We start from the raw sequence: 25,071 nt of genomic DNA, 5'->3' as shown, positions 1-25,071 counted from the left end.
GCGAATGACCAGATCCTCGAGAAGTTACCGGCGTTGAACCGCCCCAACCCTGGCGAGCGACACCCCGAAGCACCACCGGGGTTGCCGCCCAACGGGGAGGGCTGTCAGCCGGCGACCCTGCCGAACAGGTGATTGGCGGGAGCGTCGGGGTCGTTGCCGTAGAAGAACTCGGTGAGCGCCTGGTGGAACTCCGCGCGGTCGAGTGCACCGGAGCCGTCACGGTCCAGAGCGGCGAAGACCGTCGCGCAGTCCTCGCTGGGGACACCGGCGACTGCGTCGAACATCTGCTGGAACTCGGCTCGGTCGATCTTGCCGTCGGCGTTCAGGTCGACGAGGTCGAAGAAGCAGTTGGTCACCGGCGCGATCTGTTCCGGGTACAGGGCGGGGTCGGTCAGGACCTGCTTGAATCCTTGGGTCATCTCGCGCAGATCGACCTTCCCGTCACCGTCCTGATCCATGGGGGCGATGACGTTGGCCCAGAACCCGTCCATTCCGTCGGTGAGTCGGCGCGCGGTGGCCGGGTCCGGTACGGCGCTGCGGGCGCCGATGTAGCGCTCGCTCATCATGCGAACGTCCTGACGGGTGATGAACCCGTCGCCATCGACGTCGGCGCCCTTGAACCACTGGCCGTACTTGAGGTCTTGAAGTGCAGTCACGACCACGTACGGTATTCAGTCGGTCACTCAAAACACAAACGGGCTCGTGATGGGCCCCTCGGCGGGCTTGGGCGGGGAGAGCCCTTCGTGTCACTGTTCGAGCTCGGGTGGGGAGAACGCCCGCACGTCAGGAAGGGGATCGTCGTAACGTTCGACATCGACCAGCGCACTGAGTGCACTCGGCCCCTGGGACAGGCGCGAGCACGGTCGATCCGCTGTGAGGACGTTCGGGTTGCCGTGGCGGTCCAGTGTTCCGCTCAGGCCCGGCCGGACCGGATCCCACCACGCTCCCGTGGAGAGCTGTACGACGCCCGGCATGACGTCGTCCGACAGGACCGCGCCCGCCAGACAGCTGCCCCGATCGTTGTGGACGCGTACGATCATGCCGTTCTCGATGCCGCGCGAAGCGGCGTCCGAGGGGTTGAGTGTGACGGGTTCCCGGTCGCGGATCTTCGAACTGAGGCTGTGGCCGCCGTTGTCGTACTGGCTGTGCAGGCGTGAGGCGGGCTGGTTCGAGATCAGGTGCAGCGGGAACCGGGCCGACAGGTCGGCATGGAGCCATTCCACCGGTTCGTACCACGTCGGATGCCCGGCGCAATCGTCGTAACCGAACGAGTCGATCTCCTCGGAGAAGATCTCGATCCGGCCCGAGGGCGTGGGCAGCGGGGAACGCCGCGGATCTGCGCGCAACGCTTCGAAGCTGCCGGGGAACGGTCCGGTCAGCGCCGGCAGCTCGGCGGTGGAGTTCCGCCAGAAGTCGTCGAAAGCCGGCAAGGCCGCATCGGTGCCGAGCTCAGCCCTCGTCTGCTCGTAGAGGTGCCGGACCCATTCGAACTCGGAACGCGACTGGGTGAACTCCTGCTCGTATCCGAGCCGGGAGGCCAGGGCGGCGAAGATCTGGTGGTCGGTGCGCGACTCGCCTTCCGGCTCGCGGACCTTCGGCATCGCGACGAGGTGTGGGTCGGAGAAGCCGGCGGCGAAGTCGTCGCGTTCCAGGGTGGTGGCGACGGGCAGGACGATGTCGGCGAACTTGGCCGTGGCGTTCCACCAGGCTTCGTGGACCACCACCGTGTCAGGGGTCTGCCAGGCGCGGGTCAATCGATGCAGGTCCTGGTGGTGGTGGAACGGGTTGCCTCCGCACCAGTAGATCAGGCGGAGCTCGGGCAACGTGAGGCGTTGGCCGTCGTAGTCGATGGTCCTGCCCGGGTGCAGCAGGGTGTCGGCGATCCTTGCCACCGGGATGAAGTCCGCCACGGGGTTGGAGACTTTGGGTACGGACGCCACGGAAGGGCGGCCGGGGGCGACGCCGGTCGCGTCCATGGTCGCGTAACCCGCGCCCCAGCCGCAGCCGGGCCGGCCCATCGAGCCGGCCATGGCGGCCAGCACGACGGACATCCAGATGGGCTGTTCGCCGTGGTCCGCCCGTTGCACCGCGTAGTTGACCATGATGAGGGAGCGCTGGGTGGTGAGGCGGTGGGCCAGGTCAACGAGCGTGTTGCGGCTGATGCCCGTGATCTCCGCTGCCCAGGCGGCGTCCTTGGGGATGCCGTCGAGCTCACCGCGAAGGTAGGAGGCGAAGCGGTCGAAGCCGACGCAGCACCGGCGGAGGAAATCCTCGTCGTGCCACCCGTTGACCAGCATCGTGTGGGCGATGCCGAGCATCGCGGCGGTGTCGGTGTTGGGGACGACGGGCAGCCATTGTGCGTCGAGGAAGCCGGCGACGTCACTGCGTAAGGGACTGACGTTGACGAACCGCACCCCCGCCTCGCGGCACCGGCGCTGCAGGTTCCGCGTCTGATGTCTGGCCAGCCCGCCGGGGTTGATCTGGCTGTTCTTGAGAGCCAGCCCGCCGAACGCCACCACCAGCTCGCAGTTCTCGGCGATCTCGTCCCACATCGGCATCCGGGACTGGTAGCTCCACGGGTGCCCGCCGATCACGTGGGGGAGAATGACCTCCAACGCCGCGGTGCTGTAGGTGTTGCGGGAGTCGGTGTATCCCCCGCCCAACGCCAGGAACCGTTGCAACTGACCTTGTGCGTTGTGGAAGCCGCCCGCGCTCGCCCAGCCGTAGGATCCGCCGAAGACCGCGCTGTCTCCGTGCTGTGAACGAACCCGGGACAGTTCATCGCTCACCATCGTGAGCGCGTCGTCCCAGCTCACCTCCACGAACGCGTCCGCACCTCTGGCCGTGTCCTGGATGCGCGGCAGGCCCTTCAGCCATCCCTTGCGCACCGCCGGGCGCAGCACACGGGCGTGGTCGTCGGCGGCCATCACCATTCCAGGGCCGATGGGCGACGGCGCCGGGTCATCAGCCCGGGACTCAATGCGTACCAGCCGGCCGGAATCGACCACCGCGATGAAACTGCCCCAGTGCGTCGCGACCGGCAGACGTCGTTCCACGTGCATCAACTCCACATACGAAGTTTCCGCTGCTCTCGGACAACGGATGTCGACCGACGGTCCGCGGGACAAAGACTTCCCCTGTCACCGCCTGCGCAACCCCGCCGGCCGGCGCGGCCGCCGCCTGGTCGCTGAGGTCCGGGTCCCGGGACGCGGGAAGGCCCTAGGTCAGCGGCGCCCCGGGCACGCTTCGCGTCCACGCCGGCGGGCGGCGCCCGCCCGCGGTAGGTCGTCGAAGCCGAGAGGCCCGCAGGAGCAAGGCCGGCCCGAACAGCCCTCAACCGAGGCCGTTTCGCTTCAGCCTTGGGAGATCGGCTTCGTTCGCGGCCGTGTGTGGAACGCGGACCGCACGACGCGGGCCGCGGCGAAACTGATCAGGGCCGTGGCTGTCGCCAGGCCGATGCCGGTCCAGTCGAGCGGCTCGGTTTCCAGAATCGATCGGAGTGCTGGTACGTAGAGTGCGGCCGCCGCGAGGAGTGCGGAGGAGAGGACCGCCACGGGGAGGAACAGATTCTCTCTCGTCAGGAGGCGGGCTCGAAGGCCCAGGACGACTCCGAGCTGGGCGGCGAGCAGGGCGAGGAAGAGCACGCTCTGCCAAGGCAGGTCCCAGGCGCGTGCGGTGAGGGCTGCCGCGAGGCAGGAGGCGGTGACGACGGTGGCGAGCAGGAGGAGTCGCTGCCAGGCGCCGGCGCCGAGGATGTGCTGTCCGGTGGGGCGGGGAGGCCTGTTCATGGCGCCCGGTGAGACGGGTTCGGCGCCCATGGCGACGCCGGTGAGGCCGTGGGTGAGGAGGTTGATCCAGAGGATCTGTCCGGCCCGCAGCGGCAGGGGGAGCCCGATGAGGGGGCCGGCGAGCATGACGAGGATCTCGGCTGTTCCGCCGGCGAGGCCGTAGATGAGAAAGCGGCGGATGTTGTCGTAGACGCGCCGTCCCTCCTCGACGGCTTTGACCACGGTCGACAGTTCGTCGTCCGTGAGTACGAGGTCGGCGGCCTGCCGGGCGACCTCCGTGCCACGCGCGCCCATGGCGACGCCGATGTCGGCCTGGCGCAGCGCGGGGCCGTCGTTCACGCCGTCGCCGGTCATCGCGGTGACGGCCCCGCGGGAGCGCCAGGCTTCCACGATGTCCAGCTTCTGCTGGGGATTCGTGCGGGCGAACACCCTCACGGCGGTGAGGTCGTCGACCTGGTCGGCGGCGATGTCCGCGCCGGTGACCACGTCCTTGGACGAGGCGCCGGCAGCGAGCAGTCCGACCTGGGTGGCCACGGCGCGCGCGGTGGCGGGGTGGTCGCCGGTGATGAGGATGGGGGTGATGCCCGCGGCCCGGCAGGCGGCGATGGTGGCTGCGGCCTCCGGTTTGGGCGGATCATCAATGGCGACCAGGCCGAGCAGGTGGAGGCCGGACTCGGCGTCGGCGGCGTCGTCCGGCAGGGCGTCCCGCGTCCCGGAGGCGACGGCGAGGACGCGGAAGCCGCGTGCGGCCAGCAGCGCGGCCTGCTGGTCCGCCCTGTGCAGCAGGTCGGTGTCGTCGGCGAGGACGGCGGGGTCCAGGATCGCCTCGGGTGCGCCTTTCAGGCAGACGAGCACCCGGTCCTCGGGCGTGGTGTGCAGGGTGGTCATGCGTTTGCGCAGGCTGTCGAAGGGTGCTTCGTCGGCGCGCGGGTGGCTTTCGAGGAGGGTGGCTTGATCGGCGCAGCCCGCTTTGGCCGCGGCCGTCAGGAGGGCCGCCTCGGTGGGGTCGCCCAGTGCGGTCCAGCGGTCGTCGGGCGGGGCGGGGCCCGTCGGCGGCCGGATCGAGGCGTCGTTGCAGAGCGCCGCCGCGGTCAGCAGTTCGCGTAGCGGCTCCCATTCGGCCGGCGTCGGGGGTCGGCCGGCGATCAGGACGTCACCCTCCGGCTCGTAGCCGACGCCGGAGAGGTCAGCTGTGGAGTGGGGTGTCCAGACGTGCTGGACCACCATGCGGCCTTCGGTGAGGGTGCCGGTCTTGTCCGTGGCGAGGACCGATACGGAACCGAGCGTCTCCACGGCGGGAAGGCGGCGGACGAGCGCGTGCCGGCCGGCCATGCGGCGGGCGCCGAGGGCGAGGGCGAGGGTGACGACGGCGGGCAGGGATTCCGGTACCGCGGCGACCGCGAGACTGATGGCGGTCACTGCCATGATCCCGACGGGCAGGCCTTGCAGGAGGCCGAGTACGAAGACGACCAGGCAGAGTCCGAGGGTGGTGGCGGCCAGGATCCGTCCGAGGGAGGCGAGGCGGTGTTGCAGTGGTGTCGGCTCCCGTGCTCCGTCCAGGAGGGCGGCGATGCGGCCGAGTGCGCCGGCCGCGCCGGTCGCCGCCACCGTGGCCACGCCCCTCCCCCGTACGACGACCGTTCCGGCACTCAAGGTCGTACCGGGATCCTTGTCCACGGCGACGGACTCCCCGGTGAGCATGGACTCGTCGACGAGGAGGGCCGATGCCTCGGTCAGCTCGGCGTCGGCGGCGACGATGTCACCTTCGCCCAGCAGCAGCACGTCACCGGGTACGACGTCGGTGGCCGGGACTTCGCGTGGCGTGCCCTCTCGCAGTACCCGTGCTCCCGGGGCCGACATGGCCGAGAGGGCTGCCACCGCGTTGTCGGCGCGGATCTCCTGGGTCACGCCGACGGTGGTGTTGAAGAGGATCACCAGGCCGATGACGATGGAGTCGGCGTGGTCGCCGATGGCGATCGTGAGCAGGACCGCCCCGATCAGGACCATGATCAGAGGGTCTTTGAGCTGCGCCAGAACCCGGACGTACAGGGGGGTCGCCGACTGGGCGGCGACTTCGTTGCGGCCGTGCTCGGCGAGGAGGCGCGCGGCCTCCCGTTCGGTGAGTCCGGTGGACTTCTGCGAGGTGGCGGGTGCCTGGCCGGCCGCGGGCGCGGACATCAGGTCCCCCGCGGGACGGGGACCGTGATGACCGGGCAGTGGGCCCGGTGCAGCAGTCCGTGGACGACGGAACCGAGCCGCATGCCCGTGTAGCCCCCGTTTCCCCGTCGGCCCAAAACCAGCGCCAGGGCGTGTTCGGCCGCCTTCGCGAGTTCCTCGACCGGGTGACCTGCCAGCACTTCATGGGTGAGGGTGACGTCCGGGTACTTCCCCGGCCGGCCGGCGACGGTCTCGGACAGCATGCGGCGCTGCGCCTGGAGACCCGCGTTCTTGTCCTGGAACGAGAGGAGGGGCTGGTGCCACACCGAGATCGCCCGCAGGGCGCACCCTCGTATGCTCGCTTCCTCGAAGGCGACGGCCAGCGCCGCCCTCGACGACTCGCTGCCGTCGACCGCGACCACCATGTACGGCGGCTGTTGGCCGGCATGTTCGGCGTCGCCGACCACGACCACCGGGCAGTGCGCCTGCGCGACCACGGGCACCACCAGGGAACCGGCACTGAGGAATTCCTCGGTGCGGCTGAGGTGTCGTGACCCGAGCACCACCATGGGGGCCTTTCGGGACAGCTGACCGAGGGCGGGCGCCGGGAACCCGTCGAGCAGGTGGGTGGACAGTTCAAGATCCGGGTGCCGCGCGCGCGCCCATGCGGCAGCCGCTTCGAGGGTCTCCGATCCGGACCGGCGCAAGTCGATGCGATTCGCGGTCCCGTCGACGTGCTGCGTGTCGTGTTGCGGCGACACCGCCAGTGCCAGAGCCAGTCCGAGCGACCGGCGGTGCGCCTCGTCGGTGGCCCAGGCCAGGGCCATGTGCCAGTCCCTGACCGGGTCGATGCCGACGACGATCTCACGGCCTGTCATATGCGTCATCACGACTCACTCCCCTGGTCATTGCCCTGCCGCGGGATGAGCAGCACGGGACACGACGCGTGGTGCAGAAGGCTGTGGGTCACGTGCCCCAGCGTGCGGCCGATGTAGCCCGGCGAGCGCCTCCCGCCGACGACCAGCAGGTCCTCGCCCCGCGAGGCCTCGGCCAGTACACCGGCCACCGAGAAGCTCTTCTCCAGGTCGGCGTACACGGTCAGATCCGGGAACTCCTCGCGGATCAGTTCGGCCATGACCGACAGGCGGTGGGCATGCCGGTCGCTGATCTCCTCGACATCGTCGAGCATGCTCACGACGTCGCCCACGGACTCCAGCAGGTTCCATACGTGCAGCAGCCGCAGCGACGCCTTGCGCAGCTCTGCCTCGCGCGCGGCGTACCGGACGCAGTCGAGGTCGTGTTCGTCCCGGACACCGACCAGCACGCTGCCCGTCTCGACTCCCGGGTCCGTACCCCGCACCACGGCGAACGGGGTGGTGGCACTGGCGGCGGCCTTGAGCCCGACGGAGCCGAGCATCAGCGAAGCGAACCCGCCGAGCCCGCGGTTGCCGACGACGACAGTGCCGTGGACGCCGGCGGCCCGGCGGAGGCTGGGTACGGCCGGGCTGCGGCTGAATTCCGTGGTGACGTGCAGACCGGGATGGAGATCCGCAACGGCCGCGGCGGTGTCATCGAGGAGTTCGCGGCCCGCTGCGCGGACCCGTTCGATGGTTTCCACCGAGGCGTAGACGGCTCTGCTGTCCGTGTCGGCGGCATGGACGATGTGCAGGGCCTTCCCCCGCCGTGCCGCTTCCGCCGCGGCCCACAGGGCGGCCCCGCGTGCGGGGTCCGACCCGTCGACGCCGACGATGACCGTCCCGAGTTCCGGACCGGCGGTGGTGCCTTCCATGGATTCTCCTGATCGAGGGCGATCGTGCTTCTCCTCCCACGCTGGCATCGCGGACGTGTGGACGGCGAGGGCCGTAGAGGCCAGGACGAGGGCCGACCGGTCCCTCCCTCGCTCCCAGAGCCGACGCAAGCCCACGTAGACGCACCCGGTCGGCCCCCGTACAGGACCGTTCGGCCCTCGATAGGGGCGTCGGCCGGGGGGATGGTGGCTGGTACGGGTGGTGCACACCAGCCCTCTGCGCCCCCGCACGACGACGTACAGGAGGTCCGCTCGTGAAGCACACCCAGGTCGGCGAGGTGATGACGGCCGCCGTCATCTCGGTGGATCGCTCGACGACGTTCCGGGAGATCGTCAAGCTCCTCGCCGCCTACGACATCACCGGAGTGCCCGTCGTGGACGAGGACGACCGGGTGGTCGGCGTCGTATCCGAGAGCGACCTGCTCGCCCGTACGGCCCGTACGGCCGCGGAGATCATGTCGGCTCCCGCTGTCACGGTCCGCACACGGGAAAGCGTCACCGGGGCCGGACAACTGATGACACGACGGGGCGTGGAACGCCTTCCGGTCACCGACGAGGAAGAACGCCTCATCGGCATCGTCACCCGGCGGGACCTCCTGCGCGTCTTCCTTCGCCCCGACGCCGAGATCCGGCGGCACGTGAGCGAGGACGTGCTCTCCGACACCATCGGAGCGGGCACCGGGGCGGTGGACGTGCACGTCCTGGACGGCGTCGTGACCCTCGCAGGCCGGCTGGAACGGCAGAGCCAGATCCCCCTCGCCCTGCGACTCACCGCACGACTGGACGGCGTCGTCGCCGTCGTGGACGAGCTCACAGCGCGCACGGACGACTCCCGACTGATCCCACCGGAGCGCGGAGCGCACCCCATCACCTGGTGACAGCGAAGTGCTCCGCCCAGCCTGAGGAGGCCACCCTCATGAACCACCACGTAAGCGTCGGAGTCGACGGCTCCCCCGAAAGCCTCGCCGCAGCCCGCTGGGCAGCCCGTGAGGCCACGCTCCGCCAGGCACCCCTGCGGATCGTCCACGCCGAGGACTGGTCCTCCGCCGCGCTGGTACCCGAGCTGGATCCCGGGACGCGCGACCGCTGGGCCGATGAGGTCCTGGGCTCCGCCACCGACGAGCTGAAGCGGGCGTATCCCCGTCTGGAGATCTCCACGCGTCGCCTCTCGGGAAGGCCTTCCACGGCCCTGGCGGCGGAGGCCGAGAGCGCCGGCCTCCTGGTGCTCGGCTCCCGCGGGCTGGGCAGTGTGGTGGGCTTCGTCGTCGGCTCCGTGAGCCTGTCCACCCTCACCGCCACCGACACGCCCGTCGTCCTCGTACGGGCGGCGGAGGACGGCCGGGAGAACGCGGCCCGCACCCCCTACGGCGACATCGCCGTGGGTGTCGACATCCACCAGGCCTGCGACAGGGTCCTGGCCTTCGCCTTCGAGGAAGCCTCGCGCCGCGACTGCGCGTTGCGGGCGGTGCACGGCTGGAAGCTCCCTCCCGCGTCCGGCTACTCGCCCGTCCTCAATCCCTCGGTCGCCCGCGAGGTCGACCGCACCGTCGCCCAGATGCTCGACGACATGCTCATGCCGTGGCGGCTGAAGTTCCCGGACGTGCGACTCGAGGAGAAGACGTTCATCGGATGGGCGGGACGGGAGCTCGTCCAGGCCACCACGGGCGCGGACCTCGTCGTCATCGGACGCCGCATCCGCCGCTCGCCCATGGGCACACACCTCGGCCCGATCGCCCACGCCGTCCTCCACCACACGGCCGCGCCGGTGGCCGTACTCGCCCACGACTGACCATCCACCAGAACCGACCGGTGCCTCACCGTCCCCGGTGGCCCCGCCGAGGACATGCATGCCCGCTTTCGGAGGAGGGCCTGTGAAGCGCGTGAGCACCAAGGTGACAGCGGAGCTGGAGCCCCGCCCCTCCCGCCGGTTTTTGGTGGCTGCTCGCCGTCCCCCCGGACGTCACCCCGTAAGGGCCGGTCGGCTCCACAACGGGCTCCTCGGCCCCTCTCGGAAGCGGTGGCCGGTGGACGAGATGATCCGCCCCTGGTGCGAGAAGTACCCCTCGGTGGCGGTCACCCCCGAGGTCCGCATCGGCCAGTCCGCGATCCAACTCGTGGACGCCTCCCAAGGGGCCGCGCTCGTCGTCGTCGGCAGGCGCATCCGACGGTCCGCCTACGGCACCCACATCGGCGCGATCGCGCACGCGGTCCTGCACCACTCCGCCTCGCCCGTCGCCGTCATCGCCCACGAGTGAGCGCGCCGGTCGTCCCTGGTCGTCAGGCGTGCGCGGGCTTACGGGTACACCGTCTCAGGCGCCGCAGTTCGTCGGTGCCCCGGACCAGGACGGGGAAGACCACGATGAGGGCGACCACGTAGAGGGGCAGGGCGGCGGTTCCGAAGAGGCCCTGCAGGGCCGGGACGTAGACGAGGGCCACTGTTCGGCCCTCTCGGGTCGGCCCGCCCCGGGGGCTTCCGTGGTGCGGGGGTCAGTCCGACGGGAGACGGAACCAGTGCTCGTCCCCGGCCGCCGCCACGACGGCCTGTTCCCCGGGCAGCACGAGGTTCACGGGACCTTCGAGGGATTCGGGGACGGTGATGCCGAGCCTTCCGGGGAGCAGCCGGATGCGGACGCCGCGGTGTCCGCGGTGGCAGAGCGTGAAGGAGACGGGCTCGATCTGCCCCAGGGGGACGGGTTCGACGTACAGGCCGGCGGGGCCGGTCTCCAGGCCTGTGACGCCGCGTTCCGCGAGGTCGAGGGTGCCGGCCATGGCGCCCAGGTGGATGCCTTCGCCGGTGGTTCCGCCCTGGATGTCGGTGACGTCGCCGAGGAGCGCCTCTTCGCAGTGCTTCCAGGCATCGGGCTCCTCCAGGCGGGCCAGTACCCAGCCGTGCACGAGGCTGCTGAGCGTGGATCCGTGGCTGGTGCGCGGCAGGTAGTACGCGACGGTGGCCCGCCATGTCGCGTCGTCGAGCCGGTAGCCGAGCCGGTCGAAGAGGCCGTACAGCTCGGCGGGCCGGAAGAGGTAGCCGAGCATGATCACGTCGGCCTGTTTCGATGCCTGGTAGCGGTTGACCGTGTCGCCTTCGGATTCGAGGATCCGGTCGAGCCGGCGCACGTCGCGGTAGCGGGCGCGGTAGGCCGCCCAGTCCAGCTCGGCCAGCTCTCCGTATCCCTCGAACTGGCTGATGACGCCACGGTGGAACGGGACGTACAGACGGCGGGACACCTCGTCCCAGTGCTCCAGCGCGGCGCGGTCCAGGGCGAGGTTGCCTGTCAGCTCCGTCCGGCGCGCGGGGGGCAGCTCGTCGAGCAGTTCGAGCGCCTGCTGGATGACCCATGCGGCCATCACGTTGGTGTAGGCGTTGTCGTCGATTCCGGGAGCCGTGGCATCCGGATAGGCGTCGTGGTACTCGTCCGGGCCGAGCACACCGCGGATGCGGTACCGCTTTCGTCCGGTGTCGTAGACGGCGGCTCCGGCCCAGAACGCGGCGATCTCCAGCAGGAGTTCGGCGCCGGGGCCGTGCATGAAGCCGGTGTCCCCGGTGGCGCGTCCGTACCGGCAGACGTTCAGGGCGATCGCGGAGCCGACGTGGCGTTGCAGGTGGGAGTGGTCGGGCAGCCAGCGGCCTGAGCGGGGATTGAGGTGCAGGGCCTGGCTCTCCTCCTGGCCGGAGCTTCCGCTCTGCCAGGGGAACATGGCCCCGCTCCGCCCGGCGTGACGGGCGGCGGTGCGGGCGGCCGGCAGCCGTCGGTGGCGGTACATGAGCAGGGCCCGCGCCACGTCGGGAAAGTGCAGGGTGATGTAGGGCAGGATGAAGAGTTCGTCCCAGAAGACGTGGCCCCGGTAGGCCTCGCCGTGCAGCCCTCGGGCGGGGACGCCCACGTCCAGCTCGGCGGTGTGCGGGGAGAGCGTCTGGAGCACGTGGAAGAGGTGGAGCCGCAGGATCCGGCCCTTCTCCCCCGAGACGCTGATCTCGCCTTCTTCCCAGAGCCGTTCCCAGGCCGAGTGCTGTGTCGTGAGCAGTGCCGGGAATCCAGGTGCCTGTGAGGCGTGTTCGATCGCGCGCTCCACGAGGTCCCCGGCGGGCCGGTCGAGGGAGGTGTACAGGGCTGCTGTCTTCACCACCGTCGCGGATCGCCGGGGGGCGACGGGCAGCCGGAACGTCTGTACCGTTCCGGTCGCGGTGGGGCTCGTCACGGCGGGTGCGCCGGGTCGGGTGACCGTCCTGGCGGCGAGGGCGATGTCGATGTGGGAGGAGGTGGTGCGGCAGGCGATCCATGCGACGCCGTGCGGTGCGAAGCCCGTCCGGTGATCCGTGAGGTGGTGGCCGTCGAGCCCGCTGTAGCGATCCACGCCCGCATTGGTCACCGCTCCGTCGAGCCCTGATTCCACCTCGACCAGGCCGCTCCAGCCGTACGCACGGAACGTGGTCCGCTGGGCGGCCAGGAACGGGTCCCCCATGTGCACGATGCGGACGTGGGTGACGCCGAGGCGGCGGCCCTGGCCGTCCTGGAAGAGCATGTGCCGGGTGAGCGTCCCCCGGCGCAGGTCGAGCACCACCTTGTAGTGCAGCATCCCCGGGTCGTCGGGAGTCAGCCAGCCGCCCGCGAGCCCGTCGTCGGCTACGCAGCGGTACCGCAGTGCCGTCCAGTTGGGCAGGTTGACCATGTCCTCGTTGTCGACCTGCTGTCCGGCCACGTGCGAGGTGAGCCGGTTGTAACAGCCGGCGGCGTACGTGGCGGGATAGTGCATGGGGCCCGCCGGGGTCTCGGGGGCCGCGCCACGCGTGGCGAACCTCCCGTTGCCTACGGTGCACAGGGCTTCCACGAGTCGCTCGGTCTTGGGCTCGTAGCAGTCGTACTCCCACGTCCACGAGGCGGTCACGGTCCTGCCCCACAGACGGTATCGGCGACGGCGAGGAGTTCGGCGGCGACCAGGTCCGCTCCTCGTTCTCGCAGTGCCCGCGCGGTGGTGGGGGTCATCGTCCGGTCAAGGCCGATCACGAGGCCGAAGTGACCACGCCGACCTGCTTCGACACCCGCGAGGGCGTCTTCCACCACCGCGCAGCGGGCGGGGTCCGCCCCGAGCCGCTCGGCGGCTTCGAGGAACAGGGCGGGGTCCGGCTTGCCCGCCAGTCCCAGCTCGGCGGCGTCCGTGCCGTCCACCACCGCGTCGAAGAAGCCCAGAAGCGAGGCTGATCCGAGAAGTGGCCTGGCATGCCGGGAGGCCGATACGGCGGCACATGCCACACCTTGATCCCGCATCCGGGCAAGCGCCGGAGCGACGTCGGCGAAGGCGTCGACGGTCCCGGCCTCCAGCGTGCGTACGAACTCCTTCTCCTTGCGCGCCGCGACCGCCCGGACCGTGTCGTCGCCCGGTGCGCTGTCGGGGCTCCCCGTCGGCAATTGGATGCCGCGGGAGGTCAGGAAGGAGTTCGCCCCGTCCAGCCGGGGCTTGCCGTCGACCCACTGGCGGTACTCACGGTCCGCGTCGAAGGGCGGCTGCCTCCCGTTGCCGGACGCGGCCCAGGCGTCCAGACAGCTGTCGAAGGCGGTCTTCCAGGCCGCGGCGTGCAGTCGTGCCGAGTCGAGCAGCACCCCGTCGGTGTCGAACACGACGGCACGTAGCGCCATCACGCGGATCGCGCGCGACGGCCGCTGATCCGGTCGGGGGTGATGGACATCCAGTGCGTCCGGGGGCCGCCGGCCCAGGGCAGGGAGCGCGCGACCGAATACAGGTGGCTGACGCGCGCCCCGTCCGTGACGCCGGACACCTCGCCGACGGCCATGACGCTCCAGCCCTCTCGCATCGCGTCGTCGATGTGGTCCACCTCGAAGGCGACCTCGGTCCCGGATGCCTCGGCGAGCCGTGAGTTGGCCGCCGTGCGGAACGCGATCTCGTTTCCCACAACGACATAGTTGACAGGAAAGACGGCAAGTCCTTCCATGCCGGAGAACCCGACCCGGCCGATGCCGTGGGTGGAGAGCAGGCGGAGACACTCGGCCTCACTCAGCACCGTCAGCTCGGAATCACGCATCGCGGTCCCCATGCCGGGGGGACTGTCGGTCGTTCTCCCGGTCAGCTCGGCGACGGTGGTCCCCAGCCCGTCCGCGAGACATACGAGCATGCCCATGCTGGGCGCCGCCGCCCGCTCCTCCACGTACACGATGTACGACGTGGCGGCTCCGCAGCGCTCTCCAAGTTCTTCGCGCGTGATTCCCAGCTCTTCGCGGCGGGCGGTCACGCGTCGTCCGAGGTCGCCGCGGGCAGCCGGAACCTTGATCGGGGACCTACCTGCTGTGGCCTCTCCCATGATCGTCACACCCTTGCAGTTGGTAGCCGGTACAGAATTTTTGCGACGCACCAGGCGTTAACCTCAGGCTGTACCCGGCACCGGTGCAAGCACAGGGCCGGACGGTCCCCTACCGGGGCCGGTCGGGCCCATTCGGCCCACACGCGCTCCCCCGAACCGCGGCCCGAGGTCCTGGCGCGGGGTGTGGGCGCCATCAGCCCCCGCGGGTCCGGTACGTCACTGTGCGGGAGATCCACTACCGCTGTCCGCTTCCGGAACCAGTCGGCGGTGGAGTTCCGTGGTCATCGCGTGGATGGCCCGCGTCAGTTCCGTATTGGTCTTGAGCTCCAGCTCCTGCTCGACGAAGTCGTGGTCGGCCTTCGCCTGCTGGAACGCCGCCTGCCGGTTCTGGCCGATCATCACGAACGTCGACAGGAAGATCGCCTCCAGGGAGACGACGAGCGTCAGCATCGGCCAGGGATCGGCCTCCACGAACAGCATCCAGAGAGCGAAGCCGATCGCGTGGAGATAGACGAACGGCATGGAACCGGCGAACCTCGTGATCGCGTCGGCGACGCGCAGCTGGACATCGGCGGCCCGGTTCGTGCGGTGTGCGACGACCACCGGATGATGCCGCGCCTCTGCCTCCGTCTCGGCCTCGGCCTTTGTTCCCTTCACCTGCCTGCCTCCCCGGGACGAGCGCCCTGACACGCTCCCGCGTCGTTTCCCGGCGTACCGCCAGGGCCCGCCGTCAGCCGGGGCGGCGGGCCCTGCCGGTACGCCTGCCCACACTCCACCCCCGGCCGCCGGCACAGAAGGGGCCGACCGGCCCCCATACAGGGGCCGCACCTGCCCTTCCCTCCCCCGGCCCGCGGGAGCACGGTTCGGATATCGCCTCGTCCGACGCATGCCGCAGCAGCCCGCGGTTCGAAGGAGCACTGATGACCACCACGTACCGGATCGCGGAGCTGGACGCGCACTGGCGCGCCGCGAACTATCTGGCCGCCGGCCAGATCTACCTCCTGGACAACCCGCTGCTCACGGAACCGCTGCGGCCGGAGCACATCAAGCCCAGACTGCTCGGCCACTGGGGCACCGCACCCGGCCTGAACCTCGTCCACACCCACCTGAACCGGGTGATCAAGGAGCGTTCGCTGGAGGCCCTGTGCGTCTGGGGACCCGGCCACGGCGGGGCGGCCGTCCTCGCCAACTCCTGGCTGGAGGGCACGTACAGCGAGGTCTACCCGGACATCGGCCGGGACGCGGACGGGATGCGCAGGCTGTTCCGCCAGTTCTCCTTCCCCGGCGGCGTGCCGAGTCACGTCGCGCCGGAAACGCCGGGCTCCATCCATGAGGGCGGCGAGCTCGGCTACTCGCTGGCCCACGCGTACGGGGCCGCCTTCGACCACCCGGAGCTGCTGGTCGCCTGCGTCATCGGCGACGGCGAGGCGGAGACCGGGCCACTGGCCGCCTCCTGGCACTCCAACAAGTTCCTGGACCCCGTCCACGACGGTGCCGTCCTGCCGATCCTGCACCTCAACGGATACAAGATCGCCAACCCGACCGTGTTGTCACGCATCCCCGAGGCGGAGCTCGACGCACTGCTGCGCGGCTACGGACACGAGCCCTTCTACGTCTCCGGCAGCGACCCGGCCCTCGTCCACCCGGCCATGGCCCGAGCCATGGACCAGGCCCTCGACCGTATTCGCGCCATCCAGCAGGAGGCGCGGGCCGCGGGCACGGATCCGGGCGCCGAGCGCGCACGATGGCCGATGATCGTCCTGCGGACCCCCAAGGGCTGGACCGGCCCCGAGACCGTCGACGGCCAACCCGTCGAGGGCACCTGGCGGGCGCACCAAGTGCCGCTCGCCGGGGTCCGCGAGAACCCCGGACACCTGAAGCAGCTGGAAAGCTGGATGCGCTCCTACCGCCCGGAGGAGCTCTTCGGCTCCGAGGGCCGTCCGGTGCCCGCCGTACTGGCCTGCGTACCGGAGGGTGAGCGCCGCCTGGGCGCGAGCCCGAACGCCAACGGCGGCCGGCTCCTGCGCTCGCTCCCGCTGCCCGGGCTCGACGCGTGGGCCGTGCCCGTGGAGAAGCCCGGAAGCACCCTGCACGAGCCGACCCGCGTCCTGGGCCGCTACCTCGCCCAGGTCATGAGGGACACGGCCGGACGGCGGGACTTCCGGGTCGTCGGACCGGACGAGACGGCGAGCAACCACCTCGACGACCTGTACGACGTGACGGGCAAGGCCTGGCAGGGCATGACGGAACCCACCGACCAGAACCTGTCCCACGAGGGCCGGGTCATGGAGATCCTTTCCGAGCACGTGTGCCAGGGCTGGCTGGAGGGCTACCTCCTCACCGGCCGCCACGGCCTCTTCTCCACCTACGAGGCCTTCGCCCACATCGTCGACTCCATGGTCGGCCAGCACATCAAGTGGCTCAAAAGCGCCCGCGAGCTGTCCTGGCGCGCGCCGGTCGCCTCCCTCAACTACCTGCTCACCTCGCACGTCTGGCGCCAGGACAGCAACGGCTTCTCCCACCAGGACCCCGGATTCGTCGACCACGTCCTCAACAAGAGCCCGGACGTCGTACGCGTGTACCTGCCGCCGGACGCCAACACCCTCCTCGTGGTGGCCGATCACGCCCTGCGCAGCCGCGACCAGGTCAACGTGATCGTCGCGGGCAAGCAGCCCTGCTTCGACTGGCTGCCCATCGCGGATGCCCGCGCGCACGTGGCGCGCGGCGCCGGCGTCTGGGAGTGGGCGGGGACCGAAGACGGCTCCCGCGAGCCGGACGTCGTGCTCGGCTGCGCCGGCGACGTACCCACCATGGAGGTCCTCGCCGCCACGGCCCTGCTCCGCGAACACCTCCCTTCGCTGGCCGTACGGGTCGTCAACGTCGTCGACATCGCCCGGCTGCTGCCCCACGAGGAACACCCGCACGGCATGACCGACACCGAGTACAACGCCCTCTTCACCACCGACAAGCCCGTGATCTTCGCCTACCACGGCTATCCCTGGCTCATCCACCGCCTCGCCTACCGCCGGACCGGCCACGCCCAGCTCCATGTGCGCGGATACAAGGAGTCCGGCACCACGACCACCCCCTTCGACATGGTCGTGCGCAACGACCTCGACCGGTACCGGCTCGTCATGGACGTCATCGACCGCGTCCCCGGCCTCGCCGGGCGCGCCGGGGTACTGCGCCAGACCATGTCCGACCAGCGGACCCGCCACCACGACTGGATCCGAGCCCACGGAACCGATCTCCCGGGGGTCGCCGACTGGTCCTGGCCTTACTGAGCGGCCGCTCCGGGGCAGAACACGGGGGCCGCCCGGGTCCGGGAGGGTACCGAACGGCCCTTCCCGGGCCGGCCGCCACTGGCGGAGACTGAAGGCGGACCCGAACGGAGAACCGCCATGAGCACCTCTTCCCAGCACCGGCTCACCTCCTCCCCCAACCGCTTCGACCACGCCTTCTCCCCGGAGCAGCGGGGCAGCCTGCTGGCCCTCGCCCACGAGGCGGACTTCCCCGCCGGCGCGCGCCTGTTCAACCAGGGCGGCCACACCAGCCACTTCTGGGTCATCCGGTCGGGCAGCGTCGGCATGGACGTACATGTCCCCGGCCGGCAGGCCGCGGTCGTCGAGACGGTCGGCCCCGGCGAGCTCGTCGGCTGGTCCTGGCTGTTCCGTCCCTACACCTGGCACTTCGGCGCCGAGGCCATGACGCCCGTGCGCACCGACGAGTTCGACGCCGCCGCCGTGCGCGAGCTGATGGACGCCGACCCCGCGCTCACCTCCGCGATGTGGCAGTGGGTGGGCCAGGTGCTCGCCCACCGGCTCGTCTCCGCCCACATCCGGCTCCTCGACCTTTACGCGCCCCACGGCAGCGGAAGCCACATCTGAGATGATCGACCCCAGACGTAACCCGACCCGAGGGCGTGGCGCGGATGTCCGATGCACCAAATGCGGCCCCGGCACCCACCCGGGTGTTCCTCCTCGACGACCACGAGGTCGTCAGGCGCGGCCTGCACGACCTGCTGGACTCCGAGCCCGACATCGAAGTGGTCGGCGAGGCCGCGACGGCCGCCCAGGCCCTGGCCCGGGGGCCCGCGCTGAGGCCGGACGTCGCGGTGCTCGACGTCCGGCTGCCCGACAGTGACGGCATCACCGTCTGTCGTGAGCTGCGCTCGCGCATGCCGGATCTCGCCTGTCTCATGCTGACGTCCTTCGACGACGAGGACGCGCTGCTCGACGCCATCATGGCCGGCGCCGCCGGGTACGTCCTGAAACAGATCAAGGGCTCCGACCTGGTCGCCGCCATTCGCACCGTGGCGACGGGGCAGTCGATGCTCGACCCGGCGACCACGGCCCGCCTGATGCGCTCGCTCCGGGATCCGGGCGGCAGCAAACCTCAGGAAGACCAGCGGTTGACGGTGCTCTCCGAGCGCGAGCGCGCCGTACTGGAGCTGATCGGCGAGGGCCTCACCAACCGCCAGATCGGCAAGCGGCTCTTCCTGTCCGAGAAGACGGTCAAGAACCACATCTCCCGGCTCCTCGCCAAGCTCGGGGTCGAACGCCGCGTCCAGGCAGCCGTGATCGCCGCCGAGGTCCGCGAGCGCGACGAAACCGGTCGCTGACGCGCGTACTCACATGGGAGGAAGGAGCGGGATCCGCCAGTCCAACCGGGTTCCGTCACCGTCCGCGCGCGGGGAGAGGGACAGCGCGCCCGCGCGGGCCTCGGCGCGCTCCGCGAGGTTGCGCAGCCCGCTCCGACGGCCGCCCTCCGCGACGCCCACGCCGTCGTCACTCACCGTCACGGTCAGCACGCCTTCCGCCAGGACGATCCCGACCTCCGCACGAGCCGCCCGCGCGTGCCGGGCCACATTGGTCAGGGCCTCGACGAGGACGGCGACCACTTCGTCGGCGACCGGGGCCGGCACGTCGGTGTCGATCAGCCCCTCCATGCGCAGGGCGGGCGTGAATCCGAGCAGCGCAGCCGCCTCGCCCACGGCCCGCACCGCGCGGACCCGGAGTCTCGGCGTGCTGTCCGCCGCGTCGTGGTCACGGAGTCCGAAAATGGTCGTACGGATGATCTTGATGGTCTCGTCCAGGTCGTCGATCGACCGGCCCAGCCGCTCGGACGCCTCGGGGTGCTCCACGAAGCGCTGGGCGCTCTGCAGGGTCATCCCCGTCGCGAAGAGCCGCTGGATCGCGAGGTCGTGCAGGTCACGGGCGATCCGGTCGCGGTCTTCGAGCAGGCTCACCTGTTCACCGTCCCGGCGCCGGTCGGCCAGTTCCAAGGCCAGGGCGGCCTGACCCGCGAAGCCGGGCAGGGGCGCCACCTCGGTCGCGGCGAACGCCCGCCGGCCGGTACGCCGCGCCAGCATCAGTACACCCCGTAGCTTCGCCCGGGTGCCCACCGTGACGGCCACGGCCGGCCCGAAGCCCGTCCAGACGTCCGGCTGCGCCGCCACCCGGGTGTCGGTGGCCACATCCGCCAAGGTGACGAGTCCGTCCCGCGCCATGCCAGGCCCGGCCAGAATCCCCTCACCGCCGGGCAGGACGATCCCGCGGTGCGCTTCGGCGCCTTCCCCCAGGGCCAGCGAGCCGCGCAGCTCGCCGCTGGGCCCCACCTGGTAGAAGACGCACATCTCGGCCGAGATGATGTCCCGGGCCCGCTCCAGCATGCCTTCCAGCACTTCGATCTCGGAGGCGCCGGACAGCAGCGCGCTCGTGAAGTCGGAGCCGGCCGCCTGCCAGCGCTCCCGGAGGCGGACCTCCTCGTACAGGCGGGCGTTGTCGATGGCCACTCCCGCGGCGACCGCGAGGGTCGACAGGACCCCTTCGTCATCCGCGTCGAAGTCCGTGCCGCCCCGCTTCTCCGTCAGGTAGAGGTTGCCGAACACCTCGTCCCGGACCCGGATCGGCACGCCGAGGAAGGAGCGCATCGGAGGGTGGTCATCCGGAACACCAGCGGAAGCCGCATGTTCCGAGAGGTCTCCCAGGCGCAGTGGCCGCGGGTGCCGGATCAGCTCGCCCAGCAGTCCGTGCCCGGTGGGGAGGGTGCCGATCCTCGCCCGGAGCTGGTCGCTGACGCCCACCGGGATGAACTCGGCGAGTTTCTCGTCGTCTCCCACCACGCCGAGCGCGCCGTACTCCGCGTCCACGAGGACGACAGCGGCCTCCACGATTCCGCGCAGCACCTGGGCCAGGTCCAGCTCCTGCCCCAGCGACATGACCGCCTCCAGCAGGCCCGTGAGCCGGTCACGGGTGCCCCGCGCGTCACGGATCTCCGCCTGCAGCGCGTCCAGCCTCGGCTGCGGAATCGGGCTCGTCGGCGCATCGCGATCGTCCCCGACCATGGACACCTCCGACGGTATCGAGGGGCTCTGCGCACCAGTCCGGCCTTCAGCCTAGCTGTGGAACGGCGTCGGGGGCGCTTTCACACCATCACCCGGACCGGCGCGAGGAATGGGCCGCGGGGGGGCAGTCATGGGACCGAAGGTCCCTTGTCCGTCACGCACCGATTCACCGACCGCACCCGGCCGGGACCGGTCAGCCTGGCAGAGGGCCCGTTCGGCCCTCGCACTGTGGGCGGACGCGGCGGATGGTGGCTGGTGAGGGCGCTCCACAAGGTGCGCTCACCGGCCGGAGCCGACAGGAGGGCCGCTGATGAAGCATGCCAAAGTCGGCTTCCTCATGACCGACGAGGTCATCTCGGTCGTCGGGCGCACTCCGTCCGCGGACGTGGCCGCGCTGCTCGTCGAACACGACATCAGCGGGGTGCCTGTCGTGGACGCGGACGAGCGCGTCCTCGGGGTCGTTTCGCGGACCGATCTGCTCGTCCAGGGCCGCCTCACCGCTCAAGACGTGATGACCGCGCCGGCCGTCACGGTCCACGCCGAACAGACCGTCACCGAGGCCGCCCGCCTCATCACACGACGGGGCGTGACGCGACTGCCGGTGGTGGACGAGGAGGACCGTCTGGTCGGCATCGTGACCCGACGGGACCTGCTGCGCGTGTTCCTGCGCCCGGACCACGAGATACGCCGCGTGCTGGTCGAGGACGTGCTGGCGGACACGATGGGCATCGCTGCCGACGCCGTGAACGTGCGTGTCGTGGACGGGATCGTCACCTTGGACGGCCGACTGGCCAAAAGCAGCCAGATTCCCGTCGCGCTCAGGCTCGCAGGGCAGTTGGACGGCGTGGTCGCGGTCATCAACCAGCTCACGGCCCACTCCCACGACGCCCGCTCCCTCACCGCTCCACCGGCCCGCAGCGCCGAGGACGTACCCCGCTGACGCAGGATGCGGACCGTTCGGCCCCTGCCCGCCCCGCGCGACCATGAGAGCGAGGCGGGCTCGCCACACCCGGTCGCACCGTGCCGAGCCCCGCGGACGGACCCGGGTCATCCCCCTACTCCGCCAACACGCTTCGTGAGGAGCACCTTCATGAAAGTCCTGATCTTCGCGCTGATCGCCCTGGCCGCCGTTGCCCTGATAGGGCTGTCGATGGCCCTGAAGATCGTCAAACAGTACGAGCAGGGCGTGCTGTTCCGCTTCGGCCGGCTCATCGGCACCCGCGCGCCGGGCCTACGGGCGATCGTGCCGTTCGCGGACGTCCTGCACCGGGTGTCCCTGCGGATCGTCACCATGCCCATCCAGTCCCAGGGCATCATCACCCGGGACAACGTCAGCGTCGACGTTTCCGCGGTCGCCTACTTCCGCGTCGTCGATGCCGTGAAGTCGGTCATCGCCATCGAGAACGTCGGCGCGGCCATCAACCAGATCGCCCAGACCACCCTGCGCAAGGTCGTCGGGCAGCACACCCTCGACGAGACCCTCTCGGAGACCGACCGCATCAATCTCGGCATCCGCGAGATCCTCGACGTCACCACCGCGGAATGGGGCGTCGAAGTCACCCTCGTCGAACTGAAGGACATCCAGCTGCCCGACAGCATGAAGCGCGCGATGGCCCGCCAGGCCGAAGCCGAACGGGAGAAGAGGGCCAAGATCATCAACGCGGAGGGCGAATCGATGGCCGCCGCGGCACTCGGGGACGCCTCCGACACGATGATGGCCCACCCCCTCGCCCTGCAACTGCGCAACCTGCAGAGCCTCGTGGAGATCGGCGTCGACAAGAACACCACCGTGGTCTTCCCCGCCCCGCTCATGAGCACCATCGGCGAACTCGGCGCCTTCCTCGCCCGCGAGTCCTCCGCCGCCGCGGCCGCGCCGGTCCAGGCACCGCCCGTGGTGGAACTCGCCCCGCCCCTGCCCAACGGAGCGGCCAAGACCGTGTAACCGACAGTTGGCACCGCCGGCCCGCGTCAGCACCGGCGACGCGGCACACCCGGGTCCGTCAGGCCTTCTGGATGCGCGACGGGTTCGACACGACCAGGTCGTCGTGGAGCGGCCCGCCCAGCACGACCTTCAGCGCGCCCGTCTCACCGGCGCGGGAGAACACCTCGTACGCCTCCTCCATCTGCCCCAGCTCGAAACGGTGCGTGATAAGCGACGAGGTCGGCAGCCGGCCCGCCGCCAGCATGCGCAGCAGCATCGGCGTGGAGCTGGTGTCCACGAGCCCGGTGGTGATGGTCACGTCCTTGATCCACAGGTCTTCGAGGTGCAGGGTCGCGGGTTTGCCGTGGACGCCCATGTTCGCGACCCGGCCGCCCGGACGGACCATGCGGGTGCACATCTCGAAGGTCTCGGGCACGCCGACGGCCTCCATCACGACATCCGCGCCGAGACCGTCGGTCAGGGCGCCCACGAGCGCTTCCGGTTCCTCGGCGGCGTTCACGACCGCGTCCGCCCCAAGCTCTCGGGCCTTCGCCAGCCGGGACGGCGCGAGGTCGACGGCGATGACGCGGGCCGGCGAGTAGAGCCGTGCCGTGGCGATGGCCGCGAGTCCCACGGGGCCGGCCCCGACCACGACCACGGTGTCCCCGGGCCGCACGTTGCCGTTCAGCACTCCCACCTCGTAGGAGGTGGGGAAGATGTCCGCGAGCAGAACGGCATCGGCGCTGTCGACCGTGCTCGGCAACGGGTACACGGAAAGGTCCGCGAACGGCACACGGACGTACTCGGCCTGGGTTCCGTCGATGGTGTGGCCGAGCACCCACCCGCCTCCCCCGCGGCACTGCCCGTAGCGGCTCTCACGGCAGAACCGGCACCGGCCGCACGAGGAGATGCATGACACCAGCACCCGGTCGCCGGCCCGCACCGAGCGGACGTCACCGCCGCTCTCCACCACCGTTCCCACGGCCTCGTGACCGAGCACCCGCCCCGGACCCACATCCGGCAGGTCACCCTTGACGATGTGCAGGTCCGTACCGCAGATGGTCACCGCGTCGACGCGCACGATCACGTCGCCGGGATCCTTGATGCCCGGATCCGGGACCTCGTGCCACGCGGTGCGCCCAGGCCCCTGGAAGACGAGTGCCTTCATCACGCCACCTCTCCTCGTGTCGTGCACGCTCCGGCAAAGTTCACCTCATGCTGTCCCCGCCGCTCGGTTCCCGGCCAGGGCCGGACGGCCCCGCACCGGGGCCTGACAGGCCCGTCCGGCCCTTGCCGTGGACGTGTGATGGTGGATGGCGGGGCCGCCTCCTCCACCGGAGCCCGGCCGCCGCTCTCCAGGACAGCCCGGAGAACCTGTCGCCGTCTCATCGAGGACCACGCCATGACCTCCAGTCCGCACCTCGTCCGCGACGTGATGACGAGAATCGTCATCAGTGTCACGCCCCTCGCCGAGTTCAAGGAGATCGTCGCCGTCATGAACCAGTGGCGAGTGACGGCAGTACCGGTCATCGAGGGGGAGGGCGCGAGCAAGGTCATCGGTGTGGTCTCGGAAGCCGATCTGCTTCCGAAAGAGGAGTTCCGCGATCACGACCCCGGTCTCATCGAGCAGATGCAGCGGCTGGGAGACACGCTGAAGGCCGGCTCGACCCTGGCCAAGGACCTGATGACTACCCCCGCCGTCACCGTCCGGCCCGACACCACCCTGGCCCGGGCGGTCCGGATCATGGCGGAACGGCACATCAAACGACTGCTGGTCGTCGACCCGGACGGCACCCTCCAGGGCATCGTCAGCCGCACCGATCTGCTCAAAGTGTTCCTGCGCCCCGACAGCGAACTCGCCGACGACGTACGGCGCGAGGTCGTCGGCCGACTGTTCCCGCTCGCCCAGCACCGGGTGCGGGTCGATGTCCACCACGGCGTGGTCACCCTCTCCGGCGGCATCCTCGACGCGTCACTCATTCCGGTGGCAGCACGGCTCGCACGCGCCGTGGAAGGCGTGGTCGACGTCAACTGCGCCCTGACCACGTCGGCATGCCGAGGCCTACACGCCTTCGACTCCTCCGATGGCACGGCAAGATCCGGCGAGCCCAGGGGAAACGGGATACCCGGACGGTGATCGCTCCGCCGCCGCGTCAACGTTTTGTGGGCCCTGATCCGTGACCGTCGCCACCGCCGCACATCACCGGTTAGCGGCCGTTCGCTGGAGATCCACGAGATCCCATAGGCGTGTGCGAGCGCGAGTGATGGGCCAACGTGGCGAAGCGACCCAGCATGTTCATCGGCCGGACTACGCCCTCGACGTAAGCACTCCCCCCACCAGTTCAACGACTGGGTGCGGCAGTCGGTAGACCGATCCGCAGCGTGGACTCCTTCGACTGGACCTGACCACAGCCTGCTTCACATGAGACACGACCTCAAGATCAGGAAGCCCCTCCAAAGACGGCGTTCCCTTCCGCCGGACCTCTGGAACCGGAACGAGATGACAGCCGCCTCATCCGACCGCAACCCCGGACATCAGTGCAGTTCAGCGCACCCTTCCCCTAGGCTTCAGGCGAGTTGGGGGCAGTTCCGGAGCCGGAATCGGAGGGCCGTCGTAGCCCTTGACCTCGCCGTAGCGGGTCCCGTTCATCCAGTCCTCACGGAAGCCTGCGACATCCTCCTGGGACCGTCCGATCCAGTTCCAGAACGTAACACGAGATTTCCGTCTTCGTGCAG

Annotated in this window: 21 protein-coding genes and 1 pseudogene; 9 read left to right on the top strand and 13 right to left on the bottom strand. The window is 70.4% G+C overall.

Annotated elements, in window-relative coordinates; translation table 11 throughout:
* Window positions 1-104: 104 nt before the first annotated feature.
* The 5 genes from AB0D46_RS11660 to AB0D46_RS11640 form a co-directional block, all read right to left on the bottom strand.
* Window positions 105-656 carry an EF-hand domain-containing protein gene (locus AB0D46_RS11660; RefSeq protein ID WP_362877112.1) on the bottom strand — a complete coding sequence of 184 codons (552 nt, stop codon included), beginning with the start codon at window positions 654-656 and terminating at the stop codon, window positions 105-107.
* 90 nt (window positions 657-746) lie between these two features.
* Window positions 747-3,062, bottom strand: a complete 2,316-nt coding sequence (locus tag AB0D46_RS11655; RefSeq protein ID WP_362877143.1) for a molybdopterin-dependent oxidoreductase — start codon at window positions 3,060-3,062, stop codon at window positions 747-749.
* A gap of 291 nt (window positions 3,063-3,353) precedes the next feature.
* Window positions 3,354-5,966, bottom strand: a complete 2,613-nt coding sequence (locus AB0D46_RS11650) for an HAD-IC family P-type ATPase (RefSeq protein ID WP_362877111.1) — start codon at window positions 5,964-5,966, stop codon at window positions 3,354-3,356.
* Window positions 5,966-6,832: a universal stress protein gene (locus AB0D46_RS11645; protein ID WP_362877110.1), complete on the bottom strand. Its 867-nt coding sequence runs from the start codon at window positions 6,830-6,832 to the stop codon at window positions 5,966-5,968. Before AB0D46_RS11645 ends, AB0D46_RS11650 begins: the two co-directional genes overlap by 1 nt.
* The gene (locus AB0D46_RS11640; RefSeq protein ID WP_362877109.1) at window positions 6,832-7,734 is read right to left on the bottom strand and encodes a universal stress protein; all 903 of its coding nucleotides are present in this window, start codon (window positions 7,732-7,734) and stop codon (window positions 6,832-6,834) included. The genes AB0D46_RS11645 and AB0D46_RS11640 overlap by 1 nt, the downstream gene beginning before the upstream one ends.
* Window positions 7,735-8,006: 272 nt before the next feature.
* Between AB0D46_RS11640 and AB0D46_RS11635 the strand changes: the two genes are divergently transcribed.
* The 3 genes from AB0D46_RS11635 to AB0D46_RS11625 all read left to right on the top strand — a co-directional run bounded on the left by AB0D46_RS11635 (window position 8,007) and on the right by AB0D46_RS11625 (window position 10,007).
* A complete protein-coding gene (locus AB0D46_RS11635; RefSeq protein ID WP_362877108.1) occupies window positions 8,007-8,630 on the top strand; it encodes a CBS domain-containing protein in 624 nt (207 codons plus the stop codon).
* Window positions 8,631-8,668: 38 nt separating this feature from the next.
* Window positions 8,669-9,541, top strand: coding sequence for a universal stress protein (locus AB0D46_RS11630; RefSeq protein WP_362877107.1), 873 nt, complete (start codon window positions 8,669-8,671; stop codon window positions 9,539-9,541).
* Between the two features lie 244 nt (window positions 9,542-9,785).
* Entirely contained in the window at window positions 9,786-10,007 is a 222-nt protein-coding gene (locus AB0D46_RS11625) for a universal stress protein (protein WP_362877142.1), read from the top strand.
* 22 nt (window positions 10,008-10,029) lie between these two features.
* Here AB0D46_RS11625 and AB0D46_RS11620 read toward each other — a convergent pair whose 3' ends face one another.
* From AB0D46_RS11620 to AB0D46_RS11600, 5 genes are all read right to left on the bottom strand, one after another.
* Complete coding sequence (locus AB0D46_RS11620) at window positions 10,030-10,188, bottom strand: hypothetical protein (RefSeq protein WP_362877106.1); 159 nt, start codon at window positions 10,186-10,188, stop codon at window positions 10,030-10,032.
* A gap of 51 nt (window positions 10,189-10,239) precedes the next feature.
* Window positions 10,240-12,639 (bottom strand): glycoside hydrolase family 65 protein, encoded by a 2,400-nt coding sequence (locus tag AB0D46_RS11615; RefSeq protein ID WP_362877105.1) that lies wholly within the window; start codon window positions 12,637-12,639, stop codon window positions 10,240-10,242.
* Complete coding sequence (locus tag AB0D46_RS11610; RefSeq protein ID WP_362877104.1) at window positions 12,636-13,388, bottom strand: HAD-IA family hydrolase; 753 nt, start codon at window positions 13,386-13,388, stop codon at window positions 12,636-12,638. The genes AB0D46_RS11615 and AB0D46_RS11610 overlap by 4 nt, the downstream gene beginning before the upstream one ends.
* Complete coding sequence (locus tag AB0D46_RS11605; RefSeq protein WP_362877141.1) at window positions 13,388-14,068, bottom strand: pyridoxamine 5'-phosphate oxidase family protein; 681 nt, start codon at window positions 14,066-14,068, stop codon at window positions 13,388-13,390. Before AB0D46_RS11605 ends, AB0D46_RS11610 begins: the two co-directional genes overlap by 1 nt.
* Before the next feature lie 216 nt (window positions 14,069-14,284).
* Window positions 14,285-14,725: a DUF1003 domain-containing protein gene (locus tag AB0D46_RS11600; RefSeq protein WP_362877103.1), complete on the bottom strand. Its 441-nt coding sequence runs from the start codon at window positions 14,723-14,725 to the stop codon at window positions 14,285-14,287.
* Window positions 14,726-14,988: 263 nt separating this feature from the next.
* Between AB0D46_RS11600 and AB0D46_RS11595 the strand changes: the two genes are divergently transcribed.
* The 3 genes from AB0D46_RS11595 to AB0D46_RS11585 all read left to right on the top strand — a co-directional run bounded on the left by AB0D46_RS11595 (window position 14,989) and on the right by AB0D46_RS11585 (window position 18,689).
* The gene (locus AB0D46_RS11595) at window positions 14,989-17,352 is read left to right on the top strand and encodes a phosphoketolase family protein (protein WP_362877102.1); all 2,364 of its coding nucleotides are present in this window, start codon (window positions 14,989-14,991) and stop codon (window positions 17,350-17,352) included.
* A gap of 117 nt (window positions 17,353-17,469) precedes the next feature.
* Entirely contained in the window at window positions 17,470-17,955 is a 486-nt protein-coding gene (locus AB0D46_RS11590; RefSeq protein WP_362877101.1) for a cyclic nucleotide-binding domain-containing protein, read from the top strand.
* 44 nt (window positions 17,956-17,999) lie between these two features.
* Window positions 18,000-18,689, top strand: coding sequence for a response regulator transcription factor (locus AB0D46_RS11585; protein WP_362877100.1), 690 nt, complete (start codon window positions 18,000-18,002; stop codon window positions 18,687-18,689).
* A gap of 9 nt (window positions 18,690-18,698) precedes the next feature.
* Here the strand turns inward: AB0D46_RS11585 and AB0D46_RS11580 are convergent, their stop codons facing one another.
* On the bottom strand, window positions 18,699-20,414 hold the full coding sequence (locus AB0D46_RS11580; protein WP_362877099.1) for a GAF domain-containing protein: 1,716 nt from the start codon (window positions 20,412-20,414) through the stop codon (window positions 18,699-18,701).
* 310 nt (window positions 20,415-20,724) lie between these two features.
* Here AB0D46_RS11580 and AB0D46_RS11575 point away from each other — a divergent pair, with 310 nt between their 5' ends.
* The gene (locus AB0D46_RS11575; RefSeq protein ID WP_362877098.1) at window positions 20,725-21,354 is read left to right on the top strand and encodes a CBS domain-containing protein; all 630 of its coding nucleotides are present in this window, start codon (window positions 20,725-20,727) and stop codon (window positions 21,352-21,354) included.
* Window positions 21,355-21,504: 150 nt separating this feature from the next.
* Window positions 21,505-22,356: a slipin family protein gene (locus tag AB0D46_RS11570; RefSeq protein WP_362877097.1), complete on the top strand. Its 852-nt coding sequence runs from the start codon at window positions 21,505-21,507 to the stop codon at window positions 22,354-22,356.
* Window positions 22,357-22,414: 58 nt separating this feature from the next.
* On the opposite strand, the gene AB0D46_RS11565 is transcribed toward AB0D46_RS11570, so the two are convergent.
* Window positions 22,415-23,503 (bottom strand): alcohol dehydrogenase catalytic domain-containing protein, encoded by a 1,089-nt coding sequence (locus AB0D46_RS11565; protein ID WP_362877140.1) that lies wholly within the window; start codon window positions 23,501-23,503, stop codon window positions 22,415-22,417.
* Between the two features lie 234 nt (window positions 23,504-23,737).
* Between AB0D46_RS11565 and AB0D46_RS11560 the strand changes: the two genes are divergently transcribed.
* Window positions 23,738-24,472 (top strand): CBS domain-containing protein, encoded by a 735-nt coding sequence (locus AB0D46_RS11560; RefSeq protein ID WP_362877096.1) that lies wholly within the window; start codon window positions 23,738-23,740, stop codon window positions 24,470-24,472.
* 408 nt (window positions 24,473-24,880) lie between these two features.
* Here the strand turns inward: AB0D46_RS11560 and AB0D46_RS11555 are convergent.
* Window positions 24,881-25,048 (bottom strand): annotated as a pseudogene (locus AB0D46_RS11555) (pirin family protein); the annotation flags it as partial.
* Between the last annotated feature and the right edge of the window lie 23 nt (window positions 25,049-25,071).

Origin of the sequence: Streptomyces sp. NPDC048383, assembly GCF_040651775.1 — a bacterium.
GTDB lineage: Bacteria > Actinomycetota > Actinomycetes > Streptomycetales > Streptomycetaceae > Streptomyces.
Note: the sequence above shows the minus strand (reverse complement) of the source record. Positions and strands in the feature narration are given on the sequence as shown.

What these genes read in the sequence shown, in the direction of transcription:
- AB0D46_RS11580 (WP_362877099.1), bottom strand. Translation starts at nt 20,414, where the DNA reads ATGGTCGGGGACGATCGCGATGCGCCGACGAGCCCGATTCCGCAGCCG.
- AB0D46_RS11650 (WP_362877111.1), bottom strand. Translation starts at nt 5,966, where the DNA reads ATGTCCGCGCCCGCGGCCGGCCAGGCACCCGCCACCTCGCAGAAGTCC.
- AB0D46_RS11605 (WP_362877141.1), bottom strand. Translation starts at nt 14,068, where the DNA reads ATGGGAGAGGCCACAGCAGGTAGGTCCCCGATCAAGGTTCCGGCTGCC.
- AB0D46_RS11625 (WP_362877142.1), top strand. Translation starts at nt 9,786, where the DNA reads ATGATCCGCCCCTGGTGCGAGAAGTACCCCTCGGTGGCGGTCACCCCC.
- AB0D46_RS11655 (WP_362877143.1), bottom strand. Translation starts at nt 3,062, where the DNA reads ATGCACGTGGAACGACGTCTGCCGGTCGCGACGCACTGGGGCAGTTTC.
- AB0D46_RS11560 (WP_362877096.1), top strand. Translation starts at nt 23,738, where the DNA reads ATGACCTCCAGTCCGCACCTCGTCCGCGACGTGATGACGAGAATCGTC.
- AB0D46_RS11585 (WP_362877100.1), top strand. Translation starts at nt 18,000, where the DNA reads ATGTCCGATGCACCAAATGCGGCCCCGGCACCCACCCGGGTGTTCCTC.
- AB0D46_RS11595 (WP_362877102.1), top strand. Translation starts at nt 14,989, where the DNA reads ATGACCACCACGTACCGGATCGCGGAGCTGGACGCGCACTGGCGCGCC.
- AB0D46_RS11640 (WP_362877109.1), bottom strand. Translation starts at nt 7,734, where the DNA reads ATGGAAGGCACCACCGCCGGTCCGGAACTCGGGACGGTCATCGTCGGC.
- AB0D46_RS11565 (WP_362877140.1), bottom strand. Translation starts at nt 23,503, where the DNA reads ATGAAGGCACTCGTCTTCCAGGGGCCTGGGCGCACCGCGTGGCACGAG.
- AB0D46_RS11575 (WP_362877098.1), top strand. Translation starts at nt 20,725, where the DNA reads ATGAAGCATGCCAAAGTCGGCTTCCTCATGACCGACGAGGTCATCTCG.
- AB0D46_RS11630 (WP_362877107.1), top strand. Translation starts at nt 8,669, where the DNA reads ATGAACCACCACGTAAGCGTCGGAGTCGACGGCTCCCCCGAAAGCCTC.
- AB0D46_RS11610 (WP_362877104.1), bottom strand. Translation starts at nt 13,388, where the DNA reads ATGGCGCTACGTGCCGTCGTGTTCGACACCGACGGGGTGCTGCTCGAC.
- AB0D46_RS11645 (WP_362877110.1), bottom strand. Translation starts at nt 6,832, where the DNA reads ATGACGCATATGACAGGCCGTGAGATCGTCGTCGGCATCGACCCGGTC.
- AB0D46_RS11570 (WP_362877097.1), top strand. Translation starts at nt 21,505, where the DNA reads ATGAAAGTCCTGATCTTCGCGCTGATCGCCCTGGCCGCCGTTGCCCTG.
- AB0D46_RS11590 (WP_362877101.1), top strand. Translation starts at nt 17,470, where the DNA reads ATGAGCACCTCTTCCCAGCACCGGCTCACCTCCTCCCCCAACCGCTTC.